The following is a 21240-nucleotide window of genomic DNA, read 5'->3' on the forward strand; positions in this document are numbered from 1 at the left end:
TTTTTGAGAAGCTTAACGTAGTTAATCGGCACAAAAAGAGCATTATGGGTGTGTAGCTCAGCTGGGAGAGCATCGCCCTTACAAGGCGAGGGTCAGCGGTTCGATCCCGTTCACACCCACCATAATGCGGAGCGGTAGTTCAGTTGGTTAGAATACCGGCCTGTCACGCCGGGGGTCGCGAGTTCGAGTCTCGTCCGTTCCGCCACTTTCTCAAAGTATAAATGAGGCGTTAAGTGTGACAGCTTAACAGTGCGACCCAAGCAATAGCTTAAGTCGCGAGCGGGGATGCCCGGCCACTCGGTCTCGCCATTCTGCACTTGTCTCAAGTATAAAGAGACGTTGAGAAACGAAAAATCAGCATTATGGGTGTGTAGCTCAGCTGGGAGAGCATCGCCCTTACAAGGCGAGGGTCAGCGGTTCGATCCCGTTCACACCCACCATAATGCGGAGCGGTAGTTCAGTTGGTTAGAATACCGGCCTGTCACGCCGGGGGTCGCGAGTTCGAGTCTCGTCCGTTCCGCCACTTTCTCAAAGTATAAATGAGAAGTTAAGTGTGACAGCTTAACAGCACGACCCAGCGAAAGCTTAAGTCGCGAGCGGGGATGCCCGGCCACTCGGTCTCGCCATTCCGCCACTTTCTCAAAGTATAAATGAGACGTTAAGTGTGACAGCTTAACAGCGCGACCCAGCGAAAGCTTAAGTCGCGAGCGGGAATGCCCGACCATTCGGTCTCGCTATTCCGCACTTTTTTCAAGTATAAAGAGACGTCCGAACGCGTTAAGTTCGTCTATCGTGGAGCGGTAGTTCAGTTGGTTAGAATACCGGCCTGTCACGCCGGGGGTCGCGAGTTCGAGTCTCGTCCGTTCCGCCACTTCCTTGAAGTAAGCCATCATTAGTATTGTTTCATAATCTTAGTGCTACTCAAGTCTGAGCTATTCGGAAAGCGGGTCCAGTAGAGTCACGTCCCTTCCGCCATTTCCCTATAGTAAATCACTGTTTGTTACCAGGCTGACTAGGCCGTGAACAATGTCATTATTTGTTACAGCGAAATAGATTTAGTCTTTGCGTTGGTCCAATTATTTCGTTCTAAACGATGGTGTGTGTGTGACTTAGGTTTCTAGCTAGGGTTCAAGAAAGCTAAAAAAACCGGTCTATACAATCAACAGAAGTTAGGTTCACAAAGAAGCAAGGCTAATTTGGTGAAATACAGCTATGCTCCTTTGGGCTTCTGCTAAAATTTCGTATTAGAAAAAGGTAAACTAGGTCACATTCTGACAATTATTATTCTAGTTCACCTTATAACTGCTGATTATTTCACAGTAGGAAAGGATCTTATTGCATAGAATGGCGCGAAATAGCCAATAAATAGGCTAGAAGAGATAATAGAAAGACGCATTTTGGGGCGATTTATGTCATCGAGGAAGAGTAAAGAACTGTTCGAAGCCATCTGTTTCTTTGGTAAAAAATCCATCGTCAAAGAAATGCGTTACTCCGAATTCGAAGCTGTACTAGACGGTGTTGTTGGCATTACTGAACTAGCCAATCGTGAAGTCAATGCCGCCTACATCAAAATCACTTCATCTCTGAAGATTCACAGCGTTGTGACATTTCAAATCGAATTTAATGCAAATGGATTTGCCGATGAAGACTGGAATATCCCTTTGCGCCACCTTGCTGAGAACGCTGGGCCAGGCCCGGACTTGGGTGCTGGTCCCATCAGGCTCGCTTGCCGCAGTCAATGCTCGGTATCTTGGTATCAGCGTGAGCTGTGGGAACCTAACCAGAAAGAAATCAACCATTTGCAGCTGTTGGCGGAAGCAGTTCAACGGAATAAGCTAGGCCTTATCGTTGAAGAAGATGAGATGTCTACGGCTGGATCACTTCCGCCCGTTATTCAGCAGCAAGTGAGCGTTGATGATGTTCCGCTAATGTCCGAGACCGTCGAAGTGCCTACGTTGCAAGAACAATCCTTTGATCAAACAGCGGTCAATCAAAAACTTGAAAATCAAGCTGCAGAGTTTCAGAAAAAGGTCGATTTGTTGATTTCCAGGCAGAAACAGACCATTCAAGGCTTGGAAGAGAAGTACAAAGATGAAATCGATCAGGTTAAGCGTGCGATGCGTAACGAAGCGCAGAGTTACCGTCATCGCGCTCAGGAACTTGAACAGCAGGCAAATCAAAACAGGGTATTGCTGGAAAAGCTTCAGTCCAGAAATACCAAGCTGGAGCGTGAACATATCCAACTGCAGGAGCAGACGGAAAGTCAGAAAGAGCAATACGATCAACTTAAAGATGAGTACTTGGAGTTGCTCCGTAACCAGCGATCGGTCGATGATGAAAAATCCCGTAAAATTATCGAGCTGAAAGAAGAACTAACAGGTAAGGCCATTGAGCTGGATGAAATGGCAGAAGATCTTAATCGCTTAAAGGCTTTGAATACGGAGTTAAGTGAACGGATTGAGGGTTATCAGATTCAGGTCTCCGAGTCCAAAAACACCAGCTCTACAGAAATCTCAGATCTAAATGAACGAATTGGGCAAAAGCAGCAGGAAGTTGCAGAGCTGAAGGCCAAGGTATCGACACTGGAAGGAGAACGAGACCGTTTGTCCGGTCAGTTAACGGTAGCTAAATCGCAAGCAGAGCAAAGCGGTGATCAGGCACTTGAGTTAAGCGCTACAAGTGCTCAGATGAAAGAGCAATTGAAAACAGCAGAGTTTAAAGTTCAGGAACTGCAGCAACAGTTGAAGAAAATCTCAACCGAAAGAGACCAGCTTGCGCAAGAACTCAGTGAAGCGGAAGAGTCGTCAGTTGATTCCAGTGAAATGTTCGACAAAATGGAAAAATTGGAGCTGGTGTTTGTCGCCTATCATCCTGGGGCTGGCCATATCAGTTTGCCGGCCAGGCAATTAGAAGACTATCTGGAAAAACCAATGGCATTTGCTGCGCAAAAATGCAGTGTTACTTTGGAGCATTACAAGTCCTGGTTACTGCACTATGACAGCGCAGAATGCGAGGAATGCGGTGTTCCGGTAAAGCGAATTGATACGCCATCTGATTTTCAACCAGGTGTGACTAATCGGTGTTCAAAGCATCGATTGGAAGGTGGTAATGTGGCGATGTTCCGTAAAACGAGCTAACTAGCCAAAGCCAGCGTGATTTCATATTCTCAACTGGTCAGTCAAAGCTGGCCAGTCTACCCAAACGTCACCATTGTCCGTGGTGATCTATTGCACCCGTTCGTCTCTGGAAACAAGCTATTCAAATTAATTCCCTTGGTGGATAAAGCTAAAAAAGAAGGCAAGTCGTTTTTGGTAAGCGTCGGCGGCCGATACTCCAATCACTTGCACGCGTTAGCTTGGGCAGGGCATGAAAGTGGTTTTCAAACTGTCGGTTTGGTGCGGGGCTACGAAACGCAACCATTAACCCCTACTCTGATCGATTGTCAGAAGTGGGGGATGCATATTCATTTTATTTCTCATGATGAATACGAAAAGCGATACAGCGATGAATTCTGGACTTTTTGGCTTGGTCAATATGAAGAGTCATTGCGCATTGATGAGGGTGGTTGGTCCAAAGAGGCCATTCGAGGTTCAGCGCAATGGTGGCGAGGGATAGACCCGAAGTCAACCTTAGTCGTCTGCGCAATTGGCTCGGGAAGCACCTATGCAGGACTGGTGTTAAGTAAACCTAAACAGGTAAAGGTGGTTGGTGTGCCTGTATTCCGTGACCCTGATAACTATCAAGCTTTATGGATTAAGTTAACTGACGTAGGTGTCGCCATGGACGATATTCATTTGTGGCCAGAGGGTGCAGGTCGTGGATTCGGAAAGTTAACTGTGCAGGAGCAGGCATTCAAGGACGTTTTCGAGAAGCAAAATAACTGTGAATTAGACCCGGTGTACACAACGAAAGTGTTTCATGCATTGGCACAAAGGTTAAATTCGGATGATGCCCTGCAAAAACATCAGATCTCGGTTATTCATACCGGTGGGTTGCAGGGTAATCGCAAGTGATCGAATGCAAGCATTCAATGACATACGAATTATTAGGGAACAGGGGCGGAACCGGCATGCTACAATGCCGCTTTTAAGCTTTTGCAAGTGGTTCTAATGGCAAAAATCAATTGGTTTCCGGGGCATATGGCGAAAGCCCGCCGGCAAATTAGTGAAATCATCCCCAAAATAGACGTCGTTATTGAGGTATTGGACGCCCGAATACCTTATTCCAGCATGAATCCAATTCTAACGAAAGTTCGTCGGGACAAGCCCGTATTGCGATTGCTCAGTAAAGCCGATCTTGCCGATCCGGCAGTGACCGATAAATGGCAACATCACCTGGAACAGGAGAAGAATATTATTGTCGTCCCCATGGTTATGAGCGACAAAAAACAGTTGGCGGCAATACCAGGCTATTGTCGTCAATTGGCGCCGCATCGAGGAGGTCTGGCGAAACCTGTTCGCAGCGTCGTGGTCGGCATACCGAACGTTGGCAAATCAACACTCATTAATGGCCTGGCGGGCAAAAAAATTGCTCGTGTCGGAGATGAACCCGCTGTCACCAGAAATCAGCAAAGGATTCAAATCGCGCAAGACTTCACGCTAATGGATACTCCAGGGATTATGTGGCCGTCACCGGAAAGCGAGTTGGGTGGCTATCGACTTGCCGCCAGTGGGGCTATTAGAGACACTGCGGTCGAATATGAAGATATCGCTCTGTTCGCGGTTGATTACCTATCTCAGCGATACCCGGAGTCCTTGATTAAACGCTATAAACTCAAAGATATCCCAGCCACTTCGATGGAATGTATGGAGGCGATTGCCCGTCAGCGCGCCTGTGTTAAAGGGCGAGACGTGGACTGGCACAAGGTGAGTGAAATTGTGCTGAAAGATTTAAGATCTGGTGCATTGGGTCGGATCAGCCTTGAAGAACCAGATCAAGAGGTTCCGTACCGTGATCTGCTGGAAGAGAATAGCTGAAACTGTTCGTACTTAGTGGCCTGTCCCTGTCTGTCCGCTAAAACAAGGGATTAGGCCATCAGCGCCCGGATATGGGCTTCAGCGCCATCCGCCAGAGCTTCCAGATGATAGCCGCCTTCCAAGATAGACACGATTCGACCGTGACAGAGTTGATCAGCTGCCTCTGCAATGGCTTGCGTTAACCAGAAATAGTCCTCAGTTTGCCAATTGATCTGTCCCAATGGGTCTTTGGTGTGAGCGTCGAAGCCTGCTGAGATGAAAATCATTTCAGGTTGATGCGCGGTTAAGGCAGGCAACCACTGTTCTTCCCAGGCTATTCGCACGTCACGAAAGTCAGAAAACGCAACCATTGGTGTCAGTAGTATGTGAGGGTGCTCAACGGCCCAATGACTGTTCGGGTAAAAAGGATGTTGGAAGCTGGTGCAAACCATAACATCTGGGCGGTTTTCGTACATTTCGATGGTGCCGTTACATTGGTGAACATCGAAATCGATGATGGCTACTTTTTTTAGTCCGTGATGCTTAATCGCGTGTTCTGCTGCGACAGCGATGTTATTAAAAAAACAAAAGCCCATGGTAACGTTGGGTTCTGCATGATGACCAGGCGGTCGTACAGCACAAAAAGCGCGGTTGAATGCTTTGTTCATCACGCCATCAACAGCAAGGATTCCTGCTCCGGCAGCCAAATAACTGGCTTCCCAGGTATGAGGTCCCATTAATGTATCCGGGTCGGCCTGGATTAACCCATGGCGTGGGCTGATTCGATCGAGTTGTTCTACATAATTGCTGTGGTGAACTCTCAATACATGTTCTTTTTTTGCCTGATACGCTTCCAATGGAATAAGTTCATTCATCAGACCAGTCGAGATCAAACGATCCCGGATGGCTTTGGTCCGCAGCGGTGATTCTGGGTGTTCCTCACCCATATCATGTAATTCACAATGTTCGTGGTATATAAACGCAGTTTTGGTCATCGTTGATATAGGCCATTGAATTTATAGGCATTATAGGGCTAGAGTGAGTGCATAGCATCACGACTTTGGTTCTACTATGCCCGATTTGAGTTCTTTTTTCTCGCCAAAATCTATCGCTGTTATTGGCGCATCGGAGCGTGATAGCAGCATGGGGGGCTTGGTACTCCAAAACCTGAAAAGTTCCTCATTCGAACATGACGTGTTTGCCGTTAACCTGAAAGGCTACCCTTCAGTGTTTGGTTATCCTTGTGTGCGATACCTCAGGGAAATCTCGGCACCTGTCGATCTGGCTGTTATTTGTGTACCCCCTGAGGTTATCCCCAGAGTTCTCAGGCAAATGGGTCGCCACGGTATAAAGGCAGCGCTGATATTGACCGGTGGTTTGGCTCGACAGCTTAATTTTAGTCCTGCTAACAATCTAAAAATCGCCAAAATTGCCAAAGATGAAGGCATTCGACTGATGGGTCCTAACTGTTTAGGCATTCTTGTGCCGGAACATCATATGAATGCCAGTTATACTCATATAGATGCACTACCGGGATCTTCTGCTTATGTCGGACATTCTGCGGCGCTTGGTGGAGCTCTTTTGGATTGGGCTGGGGCCCGTGGTATTGGGTTTTCTCATTTTTTAACCCTGGGCGCGAGCGCAGACATCCGAATATCCGACGTCGTGGATTATCTTGCGTCAGATCGACGTGTGAAGGCAATTTTGATTCACCTTGAGCAAATTCGAGATGCCAATCGACTGTTGACCGCCTTGCGAGCGGCATCGAGGTCAAAAAAAGTTTTGGCAATCCGCACCCATTCCAAAGACGCACTGCCCAATGGGGTAACCGATGTTGGCAAAATAGACAGTGAATTTTTCAGTCGTGCTGGTGTTTTGCAGGTAGACACGATTGACGGTTTATTTAGTGGTCTCGAAATTCTCTCGCGTTCAAAACCACTATATTACCGTAATCTCGCCATTGTTAGTAACGGCCTGGGTACTGCGATGTTGGCACGCCAATATCTGTTGGCGAATAACGGTGATTTAGCGCCAGCCCCCAAATCTGAACGTCTGAAACAAGACAGTTGGTATAGCTCAGAAACTCGTGGTAATCCTGCGATATTGCCTCCACAGGCGAGTGGCGAAGACTATGTAAGTTTCATGAAGGAGCTTGAAAAAGAGCCTTCGCTTGGAGCTATGCTAGTGATTCATTCACCTAATCGTCGCTCAAACAGTTCTGAAGTTGCCCAAGCTTTGCTCAAGTATATAAAACGCTCGCGCCGCTTAGTGTTGACCTGTTTTTTGGGTGGGTTGACGACGCAGGACGCGCGAAAATCCTTTGATGGTAGCGGGTTGCTCAATTTCGATTCACCAACCGACGCCGTAAATGCGTTTTTAACGTTGGCCCAGCACACTGCAGCGCAAGAGGCATTAAGGGAAACTCCGACAACAGATGCATTGGACTTCATTCCGGACCGAGCGCAGGCAAAAAGGGTAATATATCAGGCCCGGCAAGAGCGCCGCAGTTACTTGACCTGGCCTGAGTCTAGGTATTTATTGCGTGCCTACGGTTTTAAGCTCGTAGACAGCACGTTTGATACCGATTTTGATCGTTTGCTGAATCGATTAACACCACGATATTTTCCTGCTGCGCTGAGGATCGTACATGAAACCTACAGTTATCCTTTTGCCTACCAGAGCATACCGGCAGCACGATGGCGGGGCGCTAAAATAGAACTGCCCGATGTCGCCGCACTGAATGTTGCACATGAAGAGTTGCTGGCAGAAAAAAAACACCGCTTACCCGATTCGAAGATATTGGGCTGGGCCGTTCAGCCTATGCGTCGAAAGGTAGATGCGCTGCAGTTCAGCCTGGGTATTACAAGAGATGAAACTTACGGCCCCTTGATTTTCTTTGGCGAAGGCGGTTCACATGCCGATATGCTGGCCGATCGCCAGGTGGCATTGGTACCGCTGAATTCATCATTGGCAAAACAGCTCATTCAAAAAACGCATGGCTATGCAGTGCTGTTGGAGCGAAGTAATGATCTGGACAATGATCTGAAGATTTTGATTCAGTATTGCGTGGCATTATCACAAATGGTTATTGATAATCCTCGATTAGCCGGTGTTGAGGTGAACTTGCTACTGCAAAACGATGACATCCCCATTGTTTTAGGAGCCGCAGCATCACTAGGCGAAAAAGTTCGACCGGCACTCAATCCATACCCTGCGGAACTTGAAGAACATGTTACCTTGAAAAACGGTGCAGACGTGCTGATTCGTCCGATCATGGGTGAGGATGAGCCCGAATTGAAAGCGTTTTTCGCCCGTTTCGATTCAGAAGCCCTAAGGCTTCGTTTTTTCTACAGCCGCCTGAAGTTCGAACATCTCGAATTAGCCTACATGAGCCAGATCGACTATCGGCGGGAAATGGTATTTGTGGCGATGGATCAGGGACAGATGATCGGTGAAATGCGGTTATGGTGGGATATCAATCGCAATGAAATTGAATTTGCGATTATGGTTGCACCCGTAGCGCAAGGGACGGGTGTTGCCAGCCTGTTAATGGAAAAAACCTTCCGCTATGCAAAATCTCTGCATGTCAGGACAATTATTGCCGATGTACTCCCTGAGAACACGGCCATGCTAGGTCTGGCGGAGCGCTTCGGCTTTGAAAAAATGATGGAAGATGACATTATGAAAGTTGTCAAACATCTATAAAGGTCCGTTATGCTTTACGAGTTAGGGATGCATCGAATTGAGTTGCCTGGCAAGGTGCCGAAGCCAACGGCAAAGTCACGACTTATCCTCTGGCATGAGAACCAGGTGTTGATGAATGGTGTCGATATCTCTTGGCCTTTCTCGGGTGCGGATATTGACCAGAACCCGTGTGAATTTGTCGGGACGCTGAACGGTAAAGCCTATTTTACCACCACGATCAGGGAACTACCGGCAAAGGCCGATACACGCTCACTGCGGGATATCGCTTTTGTTGGCGAGACTGCTTTCATGTTGTGTGGCCGGGCACGCGCGCATCTCGACTGGCGCACGCAACACAGATTTTGCAGCCAATGCGGCCAGTCCGTTCACCAGGTGGCGCAGGAGTTTGCCATGGAATGTGTTCCATGCCGATTGCGTTTTTATCCCCGGATCTCTCCGTGCATTATTGTGCTAATTACCCATGGTCGGCGCATACTCCTCGCTCAGGGGGAGAAGAATCGCGAGCAGGGCTGGTACAGTACCTTGGCGGGTTTTATCGAGTCGGGTGAGTCAGCCGAGCAGGCGGTTATTCGCGAAGTAAAAGAAGAAGTTAATGTCGATGTTAAAAACATACGTTATTTAAACAGCCAGGCCTGGCCTTTCCCCAATCAGCTCATGCTGGGTTACAGCGCGGAATATGCTGGCGGAGAAATTATTCCGGCGGTAGGGGAAATCGCAGACGCGGCTTGGTTTGACATCGATGAACTGCCCAAACACCCTCCTAGCATTTCAATCGCCGGTTGGATGATTCGACAATTCAGAGAGTCAATTTCAGGCTAGGTGATACTTCTATTTGTGGCTTTGTTGTTTTTTCGCATCTTTGCGTAGGAAATAATAAACGCCACCGAAAAATGCCACCATGAGACCTATAACGCCGACACCCGACAATACGACGATATCTAAATACATAACAATCACCCTGTTTTTGCTTGTGATTTCGCTAGTGTAAGTATTTAGAGGGGAGGTGGTTTGACGTGGGTCAGAAAAAAAACAGCGACTGGCGTCGCTGTTTTTGATTGTTTTATTCGATGCCCAGCTCAACTCGCTCGCATTCGGCTAATGAGGCAATGGACGTTAGCTCCTCAAAATTGCTGATAACAATATCTTTTGCACTGCCGGTGGCTTCCAGTAGTCCCTGTTTCTGAAAGCGAGTAAACACTCGACTGACGGTTTCGACAGCCAATCCTAGATAATTGGCTATATCTGCGCGAGACATGGTCAGGCGGAAGGATGTCCCGGAAAAACCACGCCGTTTGAAGCGAGCGGCCAGGTTAATCAGAAACGACGCAATTCGTTCTTCAGCGCTTTTCTTGCTCAACAGCAGCATCATTTGCTGTTCTTCTCTGAGTTCTTTACTCATCAATCGCATCAACTGTCGGCGTAATTCGGGCATCTTACCGGAGAGTTCATCCAGTTTGTCGACCGGAATCTCACAAACATTGGTTGTTTCTAGGGCTTTTGCTGAAGAAGGGTAAGTAATGGAGTCATAGCTTTCCAGGCCAACCAATTCACTGGCCAGATGGAATCCGGTGATTTGCTCTTCTCCATCATTAGTCAGTGTATAGGTTTTTACTGTGCCTGTTCGAACTGCGAAAACCGCCTTGAATTCATCACCCTGATAAAAAAGGTGCTCACCTTTTTGGACTGGACGGCCTCGCTTAATGATTGAATCCAGAACATCCATATCGTCTACAGAGAGTGCAAGCGGTAAACACAGAGGGTGCAAGCTGCAATTTTTACAGGCGGTTGATAATCCCATTCAAGGACTCCAGCAATTTAAAAACTTGATAAGCATCAATCATACAACAAATATTCTACTGTTGTACCTCAAATGCGGCATCTTTATTGTCAGCGATATCTGACGGTACCCAGGTATTCACTGCAGTTGTCGCCATAGGTGAGTACTCACTTTGCACCTCAATTGTCGTTACCGGGATGCCGGTTGTCGCTAAGGTCTCGAAAGGGAACAGATTACGGTCAGCTAACTGAGAAGGGGATATGTTTGACATCGCCCTGAAAATGTTTTCGACACGCCCTGGAAACTGGGCTTCCCACTCACGGCACATGGCCTTAATGGCCTGTCTTTGCAGGTTTTCCTGTGAACCGCAGAGATTGCACGGGATGATGGGGTAGTTTTGCATTTGTGCAAATCGCTCGATATCCGCTTCTTTGCAATATGCCAACGGCCGGATCAAAATGTTGGTTTTAGAGTCACTGAGCAACTTGGGTGGCATTGCTTTGAGCTTGCCTCCATAGAACATATTCAAAAACAGAGTTTCAATGATATCGTCTCTATGGTGACCCAATGCGACCTTGGTCGCACCTATTTGATCGGCAAAGGCATAAATGGTGCTTCGTCGTAAACGGGAGCAGATTCCACACGTTGTCTTGCCTTCTGGAACGGTTTCTTGAACGATTGAGTAGGTATCTCGTTCGAGAATATGAAAAGGAACACCAATAGATTTTAAATATTCCGGCAATATATGGTCCGGAAAACCGGGTTGTTTCTGGTCCAGGTTGACGGCTACCAAGTCAAAATGAACCGGAGCGCTTTTTTGCAGGCTACGCAAGATGTCGAGCATGGTATAGGAGTCTTTACCACCCGAGAGGCAGACCATGATCTTATCGCCTTCTTCGATCATGTTGTAATCTGCAATCGCTTTTCCGGCCTCGCGGCGCAATCGTTTTTGCAGCTTGTTAAATTCTAATTTGTCTTTGTTTGCCGGATTCTGTGACATGACTATCTTTACTAGACGTTAAATTCGGCGCGTTTTTACCATGCTCGTGCTTGGCAGTAAATGGTTTTTCCGTAACGGAAACAATTACGGGCAACAAGATTGAGCGTTTTCGTTCGCACATGCTTAACTGGTAGGTTTTTCCTATCGGTTAGGCAACTCTGTGCAGTTGCAATATGTCAACCTGATGACAGCGTTTCTTGAGCGCTCGGCGAGGGGTTTGTGGCGCAATTATTTGCCAGGCTCGGTACATTTGTTCAAAAGTGAGTGTGTCATCCGGACGCTTTCCCATTAGTTTAAACATAAGTAACGCAGCTATGGCGGTCGCGTATCCATGGTTCATTGTCAGCTCCAGATCAGGATTTTCCAAAAAACGGTGCTGACTGGCCAGTCCCCGAACTTTGCTCGCCAAAAGAGGGTGATTAACAAGGTAGTGATCCCATAAGTCCCAGTGTTGAGAATGGGAAATTTGATACACACCGTAACCACCTTCAATGGGTTGCTGGCAGTAAGCGGCGGCCGCAAGAAAGGTTTCCAAGTCAGCAGTTGCCAGGTCTAAAAACGTTAAACTGGGTTTTATGATTTGGTTCAGAACAAAATCTATTGAATATTGCATCCTGTCGTCCTCCCAGGAATATGCTTACCGGTATTCTGACACCGTCGGCTGAATGAGAAATGAACAGCAAGAATTGAACCAGCTAACGAAGGTAAGTTAGTAAGTGCTTGGGTTATTGACTGCAGGCATTATTGATCTGGTTACCCTATGTCAGTGATGTCTGAGGGTCGTACGTTGTTTCCAGAGAGTTGGCAGATGTTTTTGCACGAATTGATCGATATGATGGATTCGATCTGAGGACTGCAATGGCCTTGGGTAGAGTGGTTGGTGTCGGTCATTGACCAGGTGCTGCCATTGTTGTGTCAACTGAGTGAATTTCGCCGCAAACTCAGGTCCGTAGTCGAAACAACCATTCAAAATGACATCCAGATAACTTTGTGTTATCGGACGCTCCAAGGTTGGTTCGCCGTGATTGTCACCAACATAGGCCCAGAGTGTGCCCTGAGTCGGTAGTGGCACATCTGTTAGGGCGGTAACTGCAGACCATTCGATGTTGATGCGTTGATAGCCCATTTCCCTCTGATCAAAACGAATCAGATTGTCAGGGTCAACTTGAAAATACACACCGTTACACAGGGATTCCGGTGCTAAGTGTGCACCGACAGCGGTCGCATGCCATTCCGGTGAATGTACCGACCAGCGACGGGCAATTCCTTGAATTTCTATAGGCAATGCCGGTCCGGTAACACCTGTACGGCTGCGACTATCGGCACATATCAGGCTGCCGTAGCCAAAAATGTAATCCATTGGCGATCTTTCCTAATTTGTTAACGGAATGAGAGTAACCATAGCAAAAACAGCCAGCATCAAGGCAAACGTTTTTTTAAACCAAGGATTGATTAACCATGGGCGTACACGTGAAGCAAGCAGGGACGCTCCCAACATGGAAGGAAACGTGCCCAACCCAAAACTAAACATGCTCACGGCGGCGCTGGTGGCGGAAGTCTGGGAAAGGCTGAAAGCAAGCGCCGTGTATACCAGACCACAGGGGATTAACCCCCATAGAAAGCCAAGTGCAATCGACGTTGATAGTTTGTTCACAGGCAATAATCTTCTGGCAGGCTTCTGAGCTAGAGACCATAACGGTTTCCCTATGATTTCGATTCGATTCACGATCGTTGATAGTTCAAGCAGGTAAAGAGCGGTCAGTAATAGGAGACTGGCTGATAGGATTTTCAGTACTGGCAGGAATTGCTCAGGCAAAAGTCCCGCAAGTGCGCCGAAGCTGATGCCAAGTGTCATGTAGGTCCCGAGTCTGCCGATATTGTAGCCGATGGCGATTATCGGCTTGCTGGCATTCAATCCAGCCGCCAGCATCAGACCTCCGCACATCCCCATGCAATGTCCAGAAGAAACCAGCCCTAACAAAAACGCGGCCAGATAATCAGTCATCGTCATTCTTATCTTTAGACGTTGGGATCATATGCTCATCATCGTCAAATAGAATCCGTTGTGCGGGACTGTCCAAGTCATCGTACTGTCCGCTTTTAACTGTCCACCAGAATAGGACGCCCGAGACCGTGAGCAACAAAAGGGTTACCGGTATTAACAGTAATAATATATCCACATTCAATTCCTTAACCTAAGCGCATTTCCCACCACCAGAAGAGAGCTCACGGACATGCCAATAGCGGCCTGCCACGGTGCCACCCAGCCAACGGCAGCGATAGGCAACGCTACAGCATTATAAACTAATGCCCAGCCTAAGTTCTGTCGGATAATTCGCTTAGTTTTCTTCGCCAGTTGCACTGCATAGGCCAAAACTTGCAGGTCACTTGTCAGCATAAGCACGTCGGCTTGCGCCTTGCTCATATCCGTAGCATTCAACATTGCAATTGACACTGGCGCCTTAGCCAGTAATGGTGCGTCGTTCAGCCCGTCACCAACAAAGGCGATGTTTTGATTGTTTAATTGGTTCAGCCACTCAACCTTCTCTTGGGCACTCAAGTGCCCGTAATAGCTGCCTGAAACACCTAGATCAATAAATTGCTTATCTAGATCAGTCGCTGAATCACCGGTCAGTACATGGGTTGTGACGTTCAGTTTCCTAAGTAGGTCAAGCGTGCTTGGGGTCGTAGCGCGGACCTGGTCATCTAATTCAATTATTGCCAAAAGCTGTTGATTGAGAGTCAGGTTCAGGACTTTATTTGAACTGACGACTTGAAGAACTTTTTCTGCTGGGGTCCCTAAGAACCATTTGCCAGCTTCGTTGCTCCCCTCCACACCGATGCCACTGAGGTTGCGAATGCCTTCAATCGGCTCGAACTGATGCTCTGCTGAAGTCCAAGGAAAAGCGCGCGCAATGGGATGTTCGCTGTTTCGCTCAAGTTCAGCACAAATTGCCAAAATCTCATCGTCAGTGAGAGACATGTCCTTGGCCAATGACGTTCTACTGATCTTGATGACGCGAAACTGTCCTTCCGTTAACGTTCCTGTCTTATCGAAGGCAATGGCTTCCAGTGACGCTAACCTTTCGAGTACATAGCCTCGAGTGATCACAAAACCTCTGTTTTTCAGACTTAGCGTGGCTTGCGCCAGGGCGGTTGGGGTGGCCAGAGAAAGCGCACAGGGGCAGGTCACAACCAATACACTGATGACAATCCAATAGGCTCGATCTATATCGACCCACAGCCAAACCAGGCCAATGACGACTGAGATTATGAGCGTAGACCAGATGAACTGCCGAGAACCTTTGTCAGCTAATTCAGCAATTCTGGGCTTTTCAGCACCGGCACGTTCAATCAACGTGCGCAATAAATGGAAGGAATTATTGGAGCCTGTCTCAGCCACGCGAACGGTGACTTTCTGATGTTGATTGATAGTTCCTGCGGACACCGCATCTCCAATCGACTTTGGCACCGATTTGAACTCGCCAGTGAAGCTGGACTCGTCAAACTCGCTTTGACCAGAAGTAATGTGGCCGTCAACGGGGCAGGTTTCACCCGGCATGAGCTGGATAATGTCGTTTGGTTTCAAGTCCTTCATCAAAACTTCACGTGAACCTTCAGACGTTGCAAGCTGACAAGTTTGCGGTAGCTCTTGATGAATGGCATTACCTTGCGTATGAGCCAGGGAACGGGCCCGAAACTCGAGGAAGCGACTCAACACCAGAAAAAAAGTGAACATATTGACCGATTCAAAATAAACCTCTCCATGTCCGGTCACCGTCGCCAGGCAACTTGCAATGAAAGCACTCAAAATTGCAATAGACACGCTGACGTCCATGGACAGATGACGTCCTTTAATGGAGTGCCAGGCCGAGGTGAAAAATGGCCACGCTGAAATAAAGATGACCGGAAGTGTGAGCACCAGTGATGTCCACCAAAGCCAGCGCTCATGTTGTTGTGTGATATCCCCTGAATACAGGGCGACGGCATTCATCATCGCTTGCATCATGCCAATTCCGGCGACACCAAGTCTGAAAATGTACTTTCGCTGAGTTCGATGACGGATTTGTTCTTCTTCATCCGGTAGAAATGGGCTTGCCTTGTAGCCAATTAGAAATAACGCTTGAAAGACATTGGACAGGCGACAGGTAGAATCATCCCATTGAATACTAAGCCGGTGGGTACTCGCATTAACCGTTGCCGATGTAACCCCCGTTAGCTGAAGTAGTCGCTTTTCAATGAGCCAGGTACAGGCCGAACAACTGATTCCTTCGATGATCAGTATGCATGACTTGAGCTTCTCACCCTGTCTTTGGACAAATTCTGCCTGGGTGTCATCACGGTCGTAATGGAGAAAGGAAGACTGCCCCACACTGGTGAGCCAGTTTTCGACAGGGTGTTGGTCGGGTTGGTGGAATTTGTAGTATTCCGCCAAGCCTGCGTCAACAATGGTTTTTGCAGCCGACTGACAGCCTGCACAGCAGAAATATCGGCATTCATTATGAATTGTCAACGTGTAGGGTTGGCGCGGGTTTGGTAACCCGCAGTGAAAACAGGTTGGTTCGTTCATTCCTGTTTAGGGTTAAGCTCGATCTGAGAATTTAATGGCGGCACCATGCCATTATAATGTAGACGCCAGCCCTGCTCTGTATCGATGGGTTGTAACAACAGTTGCCGGTTTCCGGCTACCGGTTCCGGTAATGTTCCAAAATACGTTCCCAACCCTTGGTGATCCAACGTGACAGTTACATCAAATGCTTTGGACGTGGGAAATGCAATCAGCAACTCCAAGCTTTCCGGCATCGGCGCCAGTTGCCCGGTTAGCTTAACCTTAAGATTATTTTGCTGCCAGAACAGCGAAGCGCCCAATTGGTGTGACCGAGCGAAATCATCTTCAGCTGTTCGCTCAACATAACCTTTACCATCTTTGTAGGGGTTATCGATGATAACGCCGTCACTGGTTACGATGGCCAGGTACAGCATAAAGAAGCCAGCACCCATAACGATGAAAAGCGGCGTTAAAATAAACCACAGCCAAAACTGTTTATACCAAGGGCCTTCAATTGTAGACACGTTATACCTCTATTTTAAAAATTAGCGGGCCCGAAGAACCGACTTTCTTCTGTCGTTTTTAAGCGGTTGTCTGAGTCGCTGACAATCGTAAATTCAATTTTGTTGGTCGGTAATGTATTCATCTCTTTTGGCAGCAGCAGGATTGTAGGTACTGTTGCTGAGTCACCGCCACTGACGACAATGCTTTGGCTGCTCCCGAACTTGAGACCTTCCATCCCAGAAACACTGATTGAGAACGTTTGCGGTTCTTCAGTCATGTTGGCGATCTTGAGTAAATAGTTATTCTGAATCAGGTTGTCTGCCGTAATCTGGTGCAAAGCCCCTCGATCCCGAATGATGTCCAGTTCAATCGGTACGCGCGAAATAAGGACCGTTGAAAAAGCAATGATCATGATGGTCAACGCCGCAAAATAGCCAATCAAACGTGGTCTCAGCAAGTGGGTTTTACCGCCCTCCAAGCTGTTCTCTGTGGTGTAACGGACCAGACCTTTTTCGTAACCCATTTTTTCCATGACACTGTCGCAGGCATCGACACAGGCTGCGCAACCAATACACTCGTACTGCAGCCCATCACGGATATCAATACCGGTCGGACAAACCTGAACACATAAATCACAATCGATGCAGTCGCCTAATCCGAGCTCTGCAGGAGGAATGCCTCGTTTGCGAGCGCCGCGCTCTTCACCGCGTTTATTATCGTAACTGACGATGAGGGTATCTCGATCAAACATAACCGATTGGAAGCGTGCGTACGGACACATATAGATGCAGACCTGCTCTCTCAACCAACCTGCGTTTCCGTAGGTGGCCAGCGTGAAGAACGCGATCCAGAAAATGACCCAGCCATGTGCGGTAAAATTAGCCAGATCTGGTAACAGCTGTTTAATAGGGGTGAAGTAGCCGACAAAGGTGATGGCCGTTACCAGGGCAACCAGAACCCACAACAGGTGTTTAGCTGCCTTGCGCAGAATTTTGTTTAACGTAACGTCCTGTTTATCGAGTTTGATCCGTGCGTTACGTTTGCCTTCCGTTTTTTCTTCGATGAACAGAAAAATCCACGTCCAGACACTTTGTGGACAGGTATAGCCGCACCAAATGCGGCCAGCAAAAACAGTAATAAAAAAAAGTGCAAATGCAGAAATAATGAGCGCCCAACTGAGCAGAATAAAATCCTGTGGCCAGAATGTGACACCGAAGATGTGAAATTGTCTTTTAGGCAGGTCGAACAGAACCGCTTGACGTCCGTCCCAGTCTAACCAGAGTATGCCGAAATAAGCCGCAAACAGAAACAACCCACCAAAGAAGCGCAGATTACGAAAATAGCCCTTAATGCGTCGGACATAAATTTTGTCTCTGGATTGATATAAATCCGTGGCAATAAGTTGGCTGCTATCTTGATCAGATTTTATTTCAGACATGAATGGACCGCTAAGACTTAATCATTCAAAAACAGCTATTTTAAAGATGCTTTTGGATGACTAAAAGGGAGGCAGAGCCTCCCATACAGTTTAATTACTCAGACTGTAAATATAACCAGCTAGAAGATGCACTTTTTCCGGCCCCAGAATATCTTTCCAGGCAGGCATGTTGCCGGCACGGCCGTTGTTAAGTGTCGTGATGATGTCACGTTTCAGATCCTGGTTCGGCAAATCATATAACCAGATGTTGTCGGTTAGATTTGGTGCGCCGATTCCTTGATTGCCTTTGCCGTCGGCACCGTGACACGCACTGCACATCTGAGCGAAGATGACCTGACCATTTTTGGCCGCTTCTTCGTCATAGTCGTTGCCCGAGATTTGCAAAACGTACTCAGTAACGGCGGTGACACCATTAGCCCCTAACGTATCTTTCCAGGCAGGCATTTGGCCACGGCGACCCACTTCTAAAGATGTTTTGATTGCATCACCGCTACCACCGTATAACCAGTCGTTATCCGTTAGGTTTGGAAACCCATAATAACCTTGCGCGGTTTGACCGTGACAAAGGGCACAGTTGTTCAGAAACAATTGCTGACCCATACGTACGGCCTGTTGATTGTCTTTCAACTCTTCTACCGGAATGCTTGCAAATCGTTCAAATATTTCGCCATATTTGGCATCGTGTGCGGCAGTTTCATCGGCTAATTGCTGGGTTGATGACCAACCACTGCCTTTGTAGTTGCCCAAGCCATACCAAGCCAGGTACACCACGCCGAATGCAATAGAAATCCAGAACATGGACAACCACCATTTAGGCATTGGCTTGTTGTATTCTTCGATGCCGTCGAAGCTATGTCCCGTCGTTTCTTCCGGGTCAGTGGTTCCTGGCATTCTTCGGGTAAAGTGAATGAGGGCGACCAATCCCAACAGGGTGATGCCTGTCAGTACAAAAATGTAGGCGGTCCAGAAATTTGTCATTCTTTTTCTCCTGAATTGCGCTCTTCTTTTGCCTCGTCATCAGCAAAAGGAAGGTTGGCTGCTTCTTCAAATCGTTTTTTATTTTTACTGCTGTAAGCCCAAATAACGACGACTAAAAAAGCAACGGTGGTCAGTACCGTTGCGAGCGCTTGTAAATCTGCTTTATCCATGGTTATCGTCCGGTCACAACTGTGCCGAGATGTTGTAAATACTCAACCAGCGCATCAATCTCTTTGATGCCGTCGGTTTCCGCCGCAGCGGTTTCAATATCCGCGTCAGAGTAAGGTACACCCAAGCGTTGTAGTGCTTTAAGTTTGTTTGGAGTCTTAGAGCCATCGACTGTATTTTCGAACAACCAAGGGAACGCAGGCATATTAGACTCCGGTACGACTGACCGAGGGTCATACAGATGCGCTTTGTGCCATTCATCACTATAACGGCCGCCGACGCGCGCTAAATCCGGACCTGTACGTTTAGAGCCCCACTGGAAGGTGTAGTCATAAACGGTTTCACCGGCTTGAGTATATTCGCCATAACGTTCAACTTCAGCTCGCAGTGGTCTGACCATCTGCGTGTGGCAGTTGTAGCAGCCTTCGCGGATGTATATGTCTCTTCCTTCTAGCTGCACCGGAGTGTAAGGCTCCAGACCCGCAACGGGTTGTGTTGTATCTTTAATAAAAAACAAAGGAACGATTTCGACCAGCCCACCAAAGCTGATTGCAACTGCAATCAGAATGGTCATCAGGCCAACGTTTTTTTCAATTTTTTCGTGTTGCATAATCTGATCTCGCTCCCTTAAGCTGCTGAAGCTGCTGAAACAGCTTCTTCTTGGTCGCTGTTGCGGATGGTTAGCCAAACATTGATGGCCATCAGAATCATACCTGAAAGGAAAATAGTACCGCCGATCAAGCGGATCACATATCCAGGCCAACTGGCTTCAACACTCTGAACAAAACTGTATGCAAGTGTTCCGTCGTTGTTGATTGCGCGCCACATTAAGCCCTGCATGATGCCGTTCACCCACATGGAGGCGATGTAAAGAACGGTACCTATGGTGGCTAGCCAAAAATGAACATTTATCCAGTCAACCGAGTGCATTTGCGCACGCCCCCACAGCTTAGGAATCGTGTGATACATAGCACCGATAGAAATCATCGCCACCCAACCCAGAGCGCCAGCATGCACGTGGCCAATGGTCCAGTCAGTATTATGGGATAAAGCGTTGACTGTTTTAATCGACATCATCGGACCTTCAAAAGTCGACATGCCATAGAATGACAGAGATACGACCAAAAAGCGCAGAATCGGGTCATTGCGCAATTTATGCCATGCACCAGATAGTGTCATCATGCCGTTGATCATGCCTCCCCAGCTTGGCGCCAGCAGAATCAAAGACATTATCATACCTAGGTTTTGTGCCCAGTCAGGCAAAGCTGAGTAGTGCAGGTGGTGGCCGCCAGCCCACATGTATACGGCGATTAATGCCCAGAAATGCACAATCGATAAACGGTAAGAATAAACAGGCCGTCCGGCTTGTTTCGGTACGTAATAGTACATCATGCCCAAGAAGCCAGCGGTCAGGAAGAACCCTACGGCATTGTGTCCATACCACCATTGCACCATGGCATCCATTGTTCCTGGATAGGCTGAATAGGCGTGCAGCAAACTGGTTGGCATGGCTGCGCTGTTTACTACGTGCAAAACAGCGACGGTTAGAATAAATGCCAGGTAAAACCAGTTGCCAACATAAATGTGGGGAGTTTTGCGGCGCATAATAGTGCCGACAAAAACAAGCAGGTAAGAGACCCAGACTAATGTAATAGCAATATCAATGGGCCAAATAAGTTCAGCGTATTCTTTACCTGCGGTCAAGCCCAAAGGCAAAGTGATCACTGCAGAAACGATAATGGCCTGCCAGCCCCAGAATGTGAATTTCACCAGGGGTGCAAACGCGAGGCGCGCTTGGGTTGTTCTTTGCACAACATAATAAGACGTCGCAAATAAGGCACAGCCACCGAAGGCGAAAATCACCGCATTGGTATGCAGGGGACGTAAACGACCAAAGTGAAAGTATGGGCCGAAGTTTAATTCTGGAAAGGCCATTTGCGCGGCGATGATGACACCCACCAACATGCCAATGACCCCCCAGACTACAGTCATGACTGAGAACTGGCGAACTACAGTGTAGTTGTAAGTTTCAGTCGCTTGGGGAGAAGGAGTTGCATTGCTCATTTATTCGTTTCCAATCGCTTTTTTTAATAGGGGGAAGACTGAATCCGGCGCAAGTATGCTGTCAGTGTCAGTATTTTGCAAATGACATATATCAAATAAACA

The 21240-nt window shown here is 47.7% G+C and carries 20 protein-coding genes and 5 tRNA genes; 10 read left to right on the top strand and 15 right to left on the bottom strand.

The window, feature by feature from the left end; translation table 11 throughout:
- Positions 1–46: 46 nt before the first annotated feature.
- The 8 genes from IYN85_RS02505 to ylqF all read left to right on the top strand — a co-directional run bounded on the left by IYN85_RS02505 (position 47) and on the right by ylqF (position 4976).
- Positions 47–122 (top strand) — tRNA-Val (locus IYN85_RS02505).
- A 6-nt stretch (positions 123–128) separates the two neighbouring features.
- Positions 129–205 (top strand) — tRNA-Asp (locus tag IYN85_RS02510).
- Positions 206–364: 159 nt separating this feature from the next.
- Positions 365–440 (top strand) — tRNA-Val (locus tag IYN85_RS02515).
- Between the two features lie 6 nt (positions 441–446).
- Positions 447–523, top strand: a tRNA-Asp gene (locus IYN85_RS02520).
- Positions 524–794: 271 nt separating this feature from the next.
- Positions 795–871 (top strand) — tRNA-Asp (locus IYN85_RS02525).
- Positions 872–1409: 538 nt separating this feature from the next.
- The gene (locus tag IYN85_RS02530) at positions 1410–3137 is read left to right on the top strand and encodes a hypothetical protein (protein WP_196157265.1); all 1728 of its coding nucleotides are present in this window, start codon (positions 1410–1412) and stop codon (positions 3135–3137) included.
- Between the two features lie 15 nt (positions 3138–3152).
- Complete coding sequence (locus IYN85_RS02535) at positions 3153–4013, top strand: 1-aminocyclopropane-1-carboxylate deaminase/D-cysteine desulfhydrase (protein ID WP_196157266.1); 861 nt, start codon at positions 3153–3155, stop codon at positions 4011–4013.
- 96 nt (positions 4014–4109) lie between these two features.
- A complete protein-coding gene (gene ylqF, locus IYN85_RS02540) occupies positions 4110–4976 on the top strand; it encodes a ribosome biogenesis GTPase YlqF (protein WP_196157267.1) in 867 nt (288 codons plus the stop codon).
- Between the two features lie 50 nt (positions 4977–5026).
- On the opposite strand, the gene IYN85_RS02545 is transcribed toward ylqF, so the two are convergent.
- Positions 5027–5950 carry a histone deacetylase family protein gene (locus tag IYN85_RS02545; RefSeq protein ID WP_196157268.1) on the bottom strand — a complete coding sequence of 308 codons (924 nt, stop codon included), beginning with the start codon at positions 5948–5950 and terminating at the stop codon, positions 5027–5029.
- 76 nt (positions 5951–6026) lie between these two features.
- Between IYN85_RS02545 and IYN85_RS02550 the strand changes: the two genes are divergently transcribed.
- Both IYN85_RS02550 and nudC read left to right on the top strand, forming a co-directional pair.
- Complete coding sequence (locus tag IYN85_RS02550; protein WP_196157269.1) at positions 6027–8660, top strand: bifunctional acetate--CoA ligase family protein/GNAT family N-acetyltransferase; 2634 nt, start codon at positions 6027–6029, stop codon at positions 8658–8660.
- 9 nt (positions 8661–8669) lie between these two features.
- Positions 8670–9479 carry an NAD(+) diphosphatase gene (gene nudC, locus IYN85_RS02555; protein ID WP_196157270.1) on the top strand — a complete coding sequence of 270 codons (810 nt, stop codon included), beginning with the start codon at positions 8670–8672 and terminating at the stop codon, positions 9477–9479.
- Between the two features lie 9 nt (positions 9480–9488).
- Here nudC and ccoM read toward each other — a convergent pair whose 3' ends face one another.
- The 14 genes from ccoM to ccoN form a co-directional block, all read right to left on the bottom strand.
- The gene (gene ccoM / locus IYN85_RS26260; protein WP_304627141.1) at positions 9489–9608 is read right to left on the bottom strand and encodes a cytochrome c oxidase subunit CcoM; all 120 of its coding nucleotides are present in this window, start codon (positions 9606–9608) and stop codon (positions 9489–9491) included.
- Positions 9609–9720: 112 nt separating this feature from the next.
- The gene (gene fnr / locus IYN85_RS02560; protein WP_196157271.1) at positions 9721–10458 is read right to left on the bottom strand and encodes a fumarate/nitrate reduction transcriptional regulator Fnr; all 738 of its coding nucleotides are present in this window, start codon (positions 10456–10458) and stop codon (positions 9721–9723) included.
- Between the two features lie 55 nt (positions 10459–10513).
- Entirely contained in the window at positions 10514–11437 is a 924-nt protein-coding gene (ttcA, locus tag IYN85_RS02565) for a tRNA 2-thiocytidine(32) synthetase TtcA (protein WP_196157272.1), read from the bottom strand.
- A 148-nt stretch (positions 11438–11585) separates the two neighbouring features.
- Entirely contained in the window at positions 11586–12050 is a 465-nt protein-coding gene (locus IYN85_RS02570; RefSeq protein ID WP_196157273.1) for a hypothetical protein, read from the bottom strand.
- A 150-nt stretch (positions 12051–12200) separates the two neighbouring features.
- Positions 12201–12797, bottom strand: coding sequence for a gamma-glutamylcyclotransferase family protein (locus IYN85_RS02575; RefSeq protein ID WP_196157274.1), 597 nt, complete (start codon positions 12795–12797; stop codon positions 12201–12203).
- A 12-nt stretch (positions 12798–12809) separates the two neighbouring features.
- Positions 12810–13442 (bottom strand): sulfite exporter TauE/SafE family protein, encoded by a 633-nt coding sequence (locus IYN85_RS02580; RefSeq protein WP_196157275.1) that lies wholly within the window; start codon positions 13440–13442, stop codon positions 12810–12812.
- Entirely contained in the window at positions 13435–13617 is a 183-nt protein-coding gene (gene ccoS / locus IYN85_RS02585; protein ID WP_196157276.1) for a cbb3-type cytochrome oxidase assembly protein CcoS, read from the bottom strand. The genes IYN85_RS02580 and ccoS overlap by 8 nt, the downstream gene beginning before the upstream one ends.
- A gap of 2 nt (positions 13618–13619) precedes the next feature.
- The gene (locus tag IYN85_RS02590; RefSeq protein ID WP_196157277.1) at positions 13620–16007 is read right to left on the bottom strand and encodes a heavy metal translocating P-type ATPase; all 2388 of its coding nucleotides are present in this window, start codon (positions 16005–16007) and stop codon (positions 13620–13622) included.
- Positions 16004–16510, bottom strand: a complete 507-nt coding sequence (locus tag IYN85_RS02595) for a FixH family protein (protein ID WP_196157278.1) — start codon at positions 16508–16510, stop codon at positions 16004–16006. The genes IYN85_RS02590 and IYN85_RS02595 overlap by 4 nt, the downstream gene beginning before the upstream one ends.
- Before the next feature lie 14 nt (positions 16511–16524).
- On the bottom strand, positions 16525–17928 hold the full coding sequence (gene ccoG, locus IYN85_RS02600) for a cytochrome c oxidase accessory protein CcoG (RefSeq protein WP_196157279.1): 1404 nt from the start codon (positions 17926–17928) through the stop codon (positions 16525–16527).
- A 90-nt stretch (positions 17929–18018) separates the two neighbouring features.
- Entirely contained in the window at positions 18019–18906 is an 888-nt protein-coding gene (gene ccoP / locus IYN85_RS02605; RefSeq protein WP_196157280.1) for a cytochrome-c oxidase, cbb3-type subunit III, read from the bottom strand.
- Complete coding sequence (locus tag IYN85_RS02610) at positions 18903–19076, bottom strand: cbb3-type cytochrome c oxidase subunit 3 (protein ID WP_196157281.1); 174 nt, start codon at positions 19074–19076, stop codon at positions 18903–18905. The genes ccoP and IYN85_RS02610 overlap by 4 nt, the downstream gene beginning before the upstream one ends.
- Positions 19077–19078: 2 nt before the next feature.
- Positions 19079–19684 (bottom strand): cytochrome-c oxidase, cbb3-type subunit II, encoded by a 606-nt coding sequence (gene ccoO / locus IYN85_RS02615; protein ID WP_196157282.1) that lies wholly within the window; start codon positions 19682–19684, stop codon positions 19079–19081.
- A 17-nt stretch (positions 19685–19701) separates the two neighbouring features.
- Positions 19702–21138, bottom strand: a complete 1437-nt coding sequence (gene ccoN, locus IYN85_RS02620; protein ID WP_196157283.1) for a cytochrome-c oxidase, cbb3-type subunit I — start codon at positions 21136–21138, stop codon at positions 19702–19704.
- Between the last annotated feature and the right edge of the window lie 102 nt (positions 21139–21240).

The sequence above is a fragment of the Reinekea sp. G2M2-21 genome (assembly GCF_015687175.1).
Classification (GTDB): Bacteria; Pseudomonadota; Gammaproteobacteria; order Pseudomonadales; family Natronospirillaceae; genus Reinekea.

Excerpts from the sequence above, each read along its gene's own strand:
- ylqF (WP_196157267.1), top strand. The coding sequence starts at position 4,110 with ATGGCAAAAATCAATTGGTTTCCGGGGCATATGGCGAAAGCCCGCCGG.
- fnr (WP_196157271.1), bottom strand. The coding sequence starts at position 10,458 with ATGGGATTATCAACCGCCTGTAAAAATTGCAGCTTGCACCCTCTGTGT.
- IYN85_RS02545 (WP_196157268.1), bottom strand. The coding sequence starts at position 5,950 with ATGACCAAAACTGCGTTTATATACCACGAACATTGTGAATTACATGAT.
- ccoO (WP_196157282.1), bottom strand. The coding sequence starts at position 19,684 with ATGCAACACGAAAAAATTGAAAAAAACGTTGGCCTGATGACCATTCTG.
- IYN85_RS02530 (WP_196157265.1), top strand. The coding sequence starts at position 1,410 with ATGTCATCGAGGAAGAGTAAAGAACTGTTCGAAGCCATCTGTTTCTTT.
- IYN85_RS02575 (WP_196157274.1), bottom strand. The coding sequence starts at position 12,797 with ATGGATTACATTTTTGGCTACGGCAGCCTGATATGTGCCGATAGTCGC.
- ccoG (WP_196157279.1), bottom strand. The coding sequence starts at position 17,928 with ATGTCTGAAATAAAATCTGATCAAGATAGCAGCCAACTTATTGCCACG.
- IYN85_RS02610 (WP_196157281.1), bottom strand. The coding sequence starts at position 19,076 with ATGGATAAAGCAGATTTACAAGCGCTCGCAACGGTACTGACCACCGTT.
- ccoM (WP_304627141.1), bottom strand. The coding sequence starts at position 9,608 with ATGTATTTAGATATCGTCGTATTGTCGGGTGTCGGCGTTATAGGTCTC.
- ccoN (WP_196157283.1), bottom strand. The coding sequence starts at position 21,138 with ATGAGCAATGCAACTCCTTCTCCCCAAGCGACTGAAACTTACAACTAC.
- IYN85_RS02550 (WP_196157269.1), top strand. The coding sequence starts at position 6,027 with ATGCCCGATTTGAGTTCTTTTTTCTCGCCAAAATCTATCGCTGTTATT.
- IYN85_RS02590 (WP_196157277.1), bottom strand. The coding sequence starts at position 16,007 with ATGAACGAACCAACCTGTTTTCACTGCGGGTTACCAAACCCGCGCCAA.
- nudC (WP_196157270.1), top strand. The coding sequence starts at position 8,670 with ATGCTTTACGAGTTAGGGATGCATCGAATTGAGTTGCCTGGCAAGGTG.
- IYN85_RS02580 (WP_196157275.1), bottom strand. The coding sequence starts at position 13,442 with ATGACTGATTATCTGGCCGCGTTTTTGTTAGGGCTGGTTTCTTCTGGA.
- IYN85_RS02570 (WP_196157273.1), bottom strand. The coding sequence starts at position 12,050 with ATGCAATATTCAATAGATTTTGTTCTGAACCAAATCATAAAACCCAGT.
- ccoP (WP_196157280.1), bottom strand. The coding sequence starts at position 18,906 with ATGACAAATTTCTGGACCGCCTACATTTTTGTACTGACAGGCATCACC.
- ttcA (WP_196157272.1), bottom strand. The coding sequence starts at position 11,437 with ATGTCACAGAATCCGGCAAACAAAGACAAATTAGAATTTAACAAGCTG.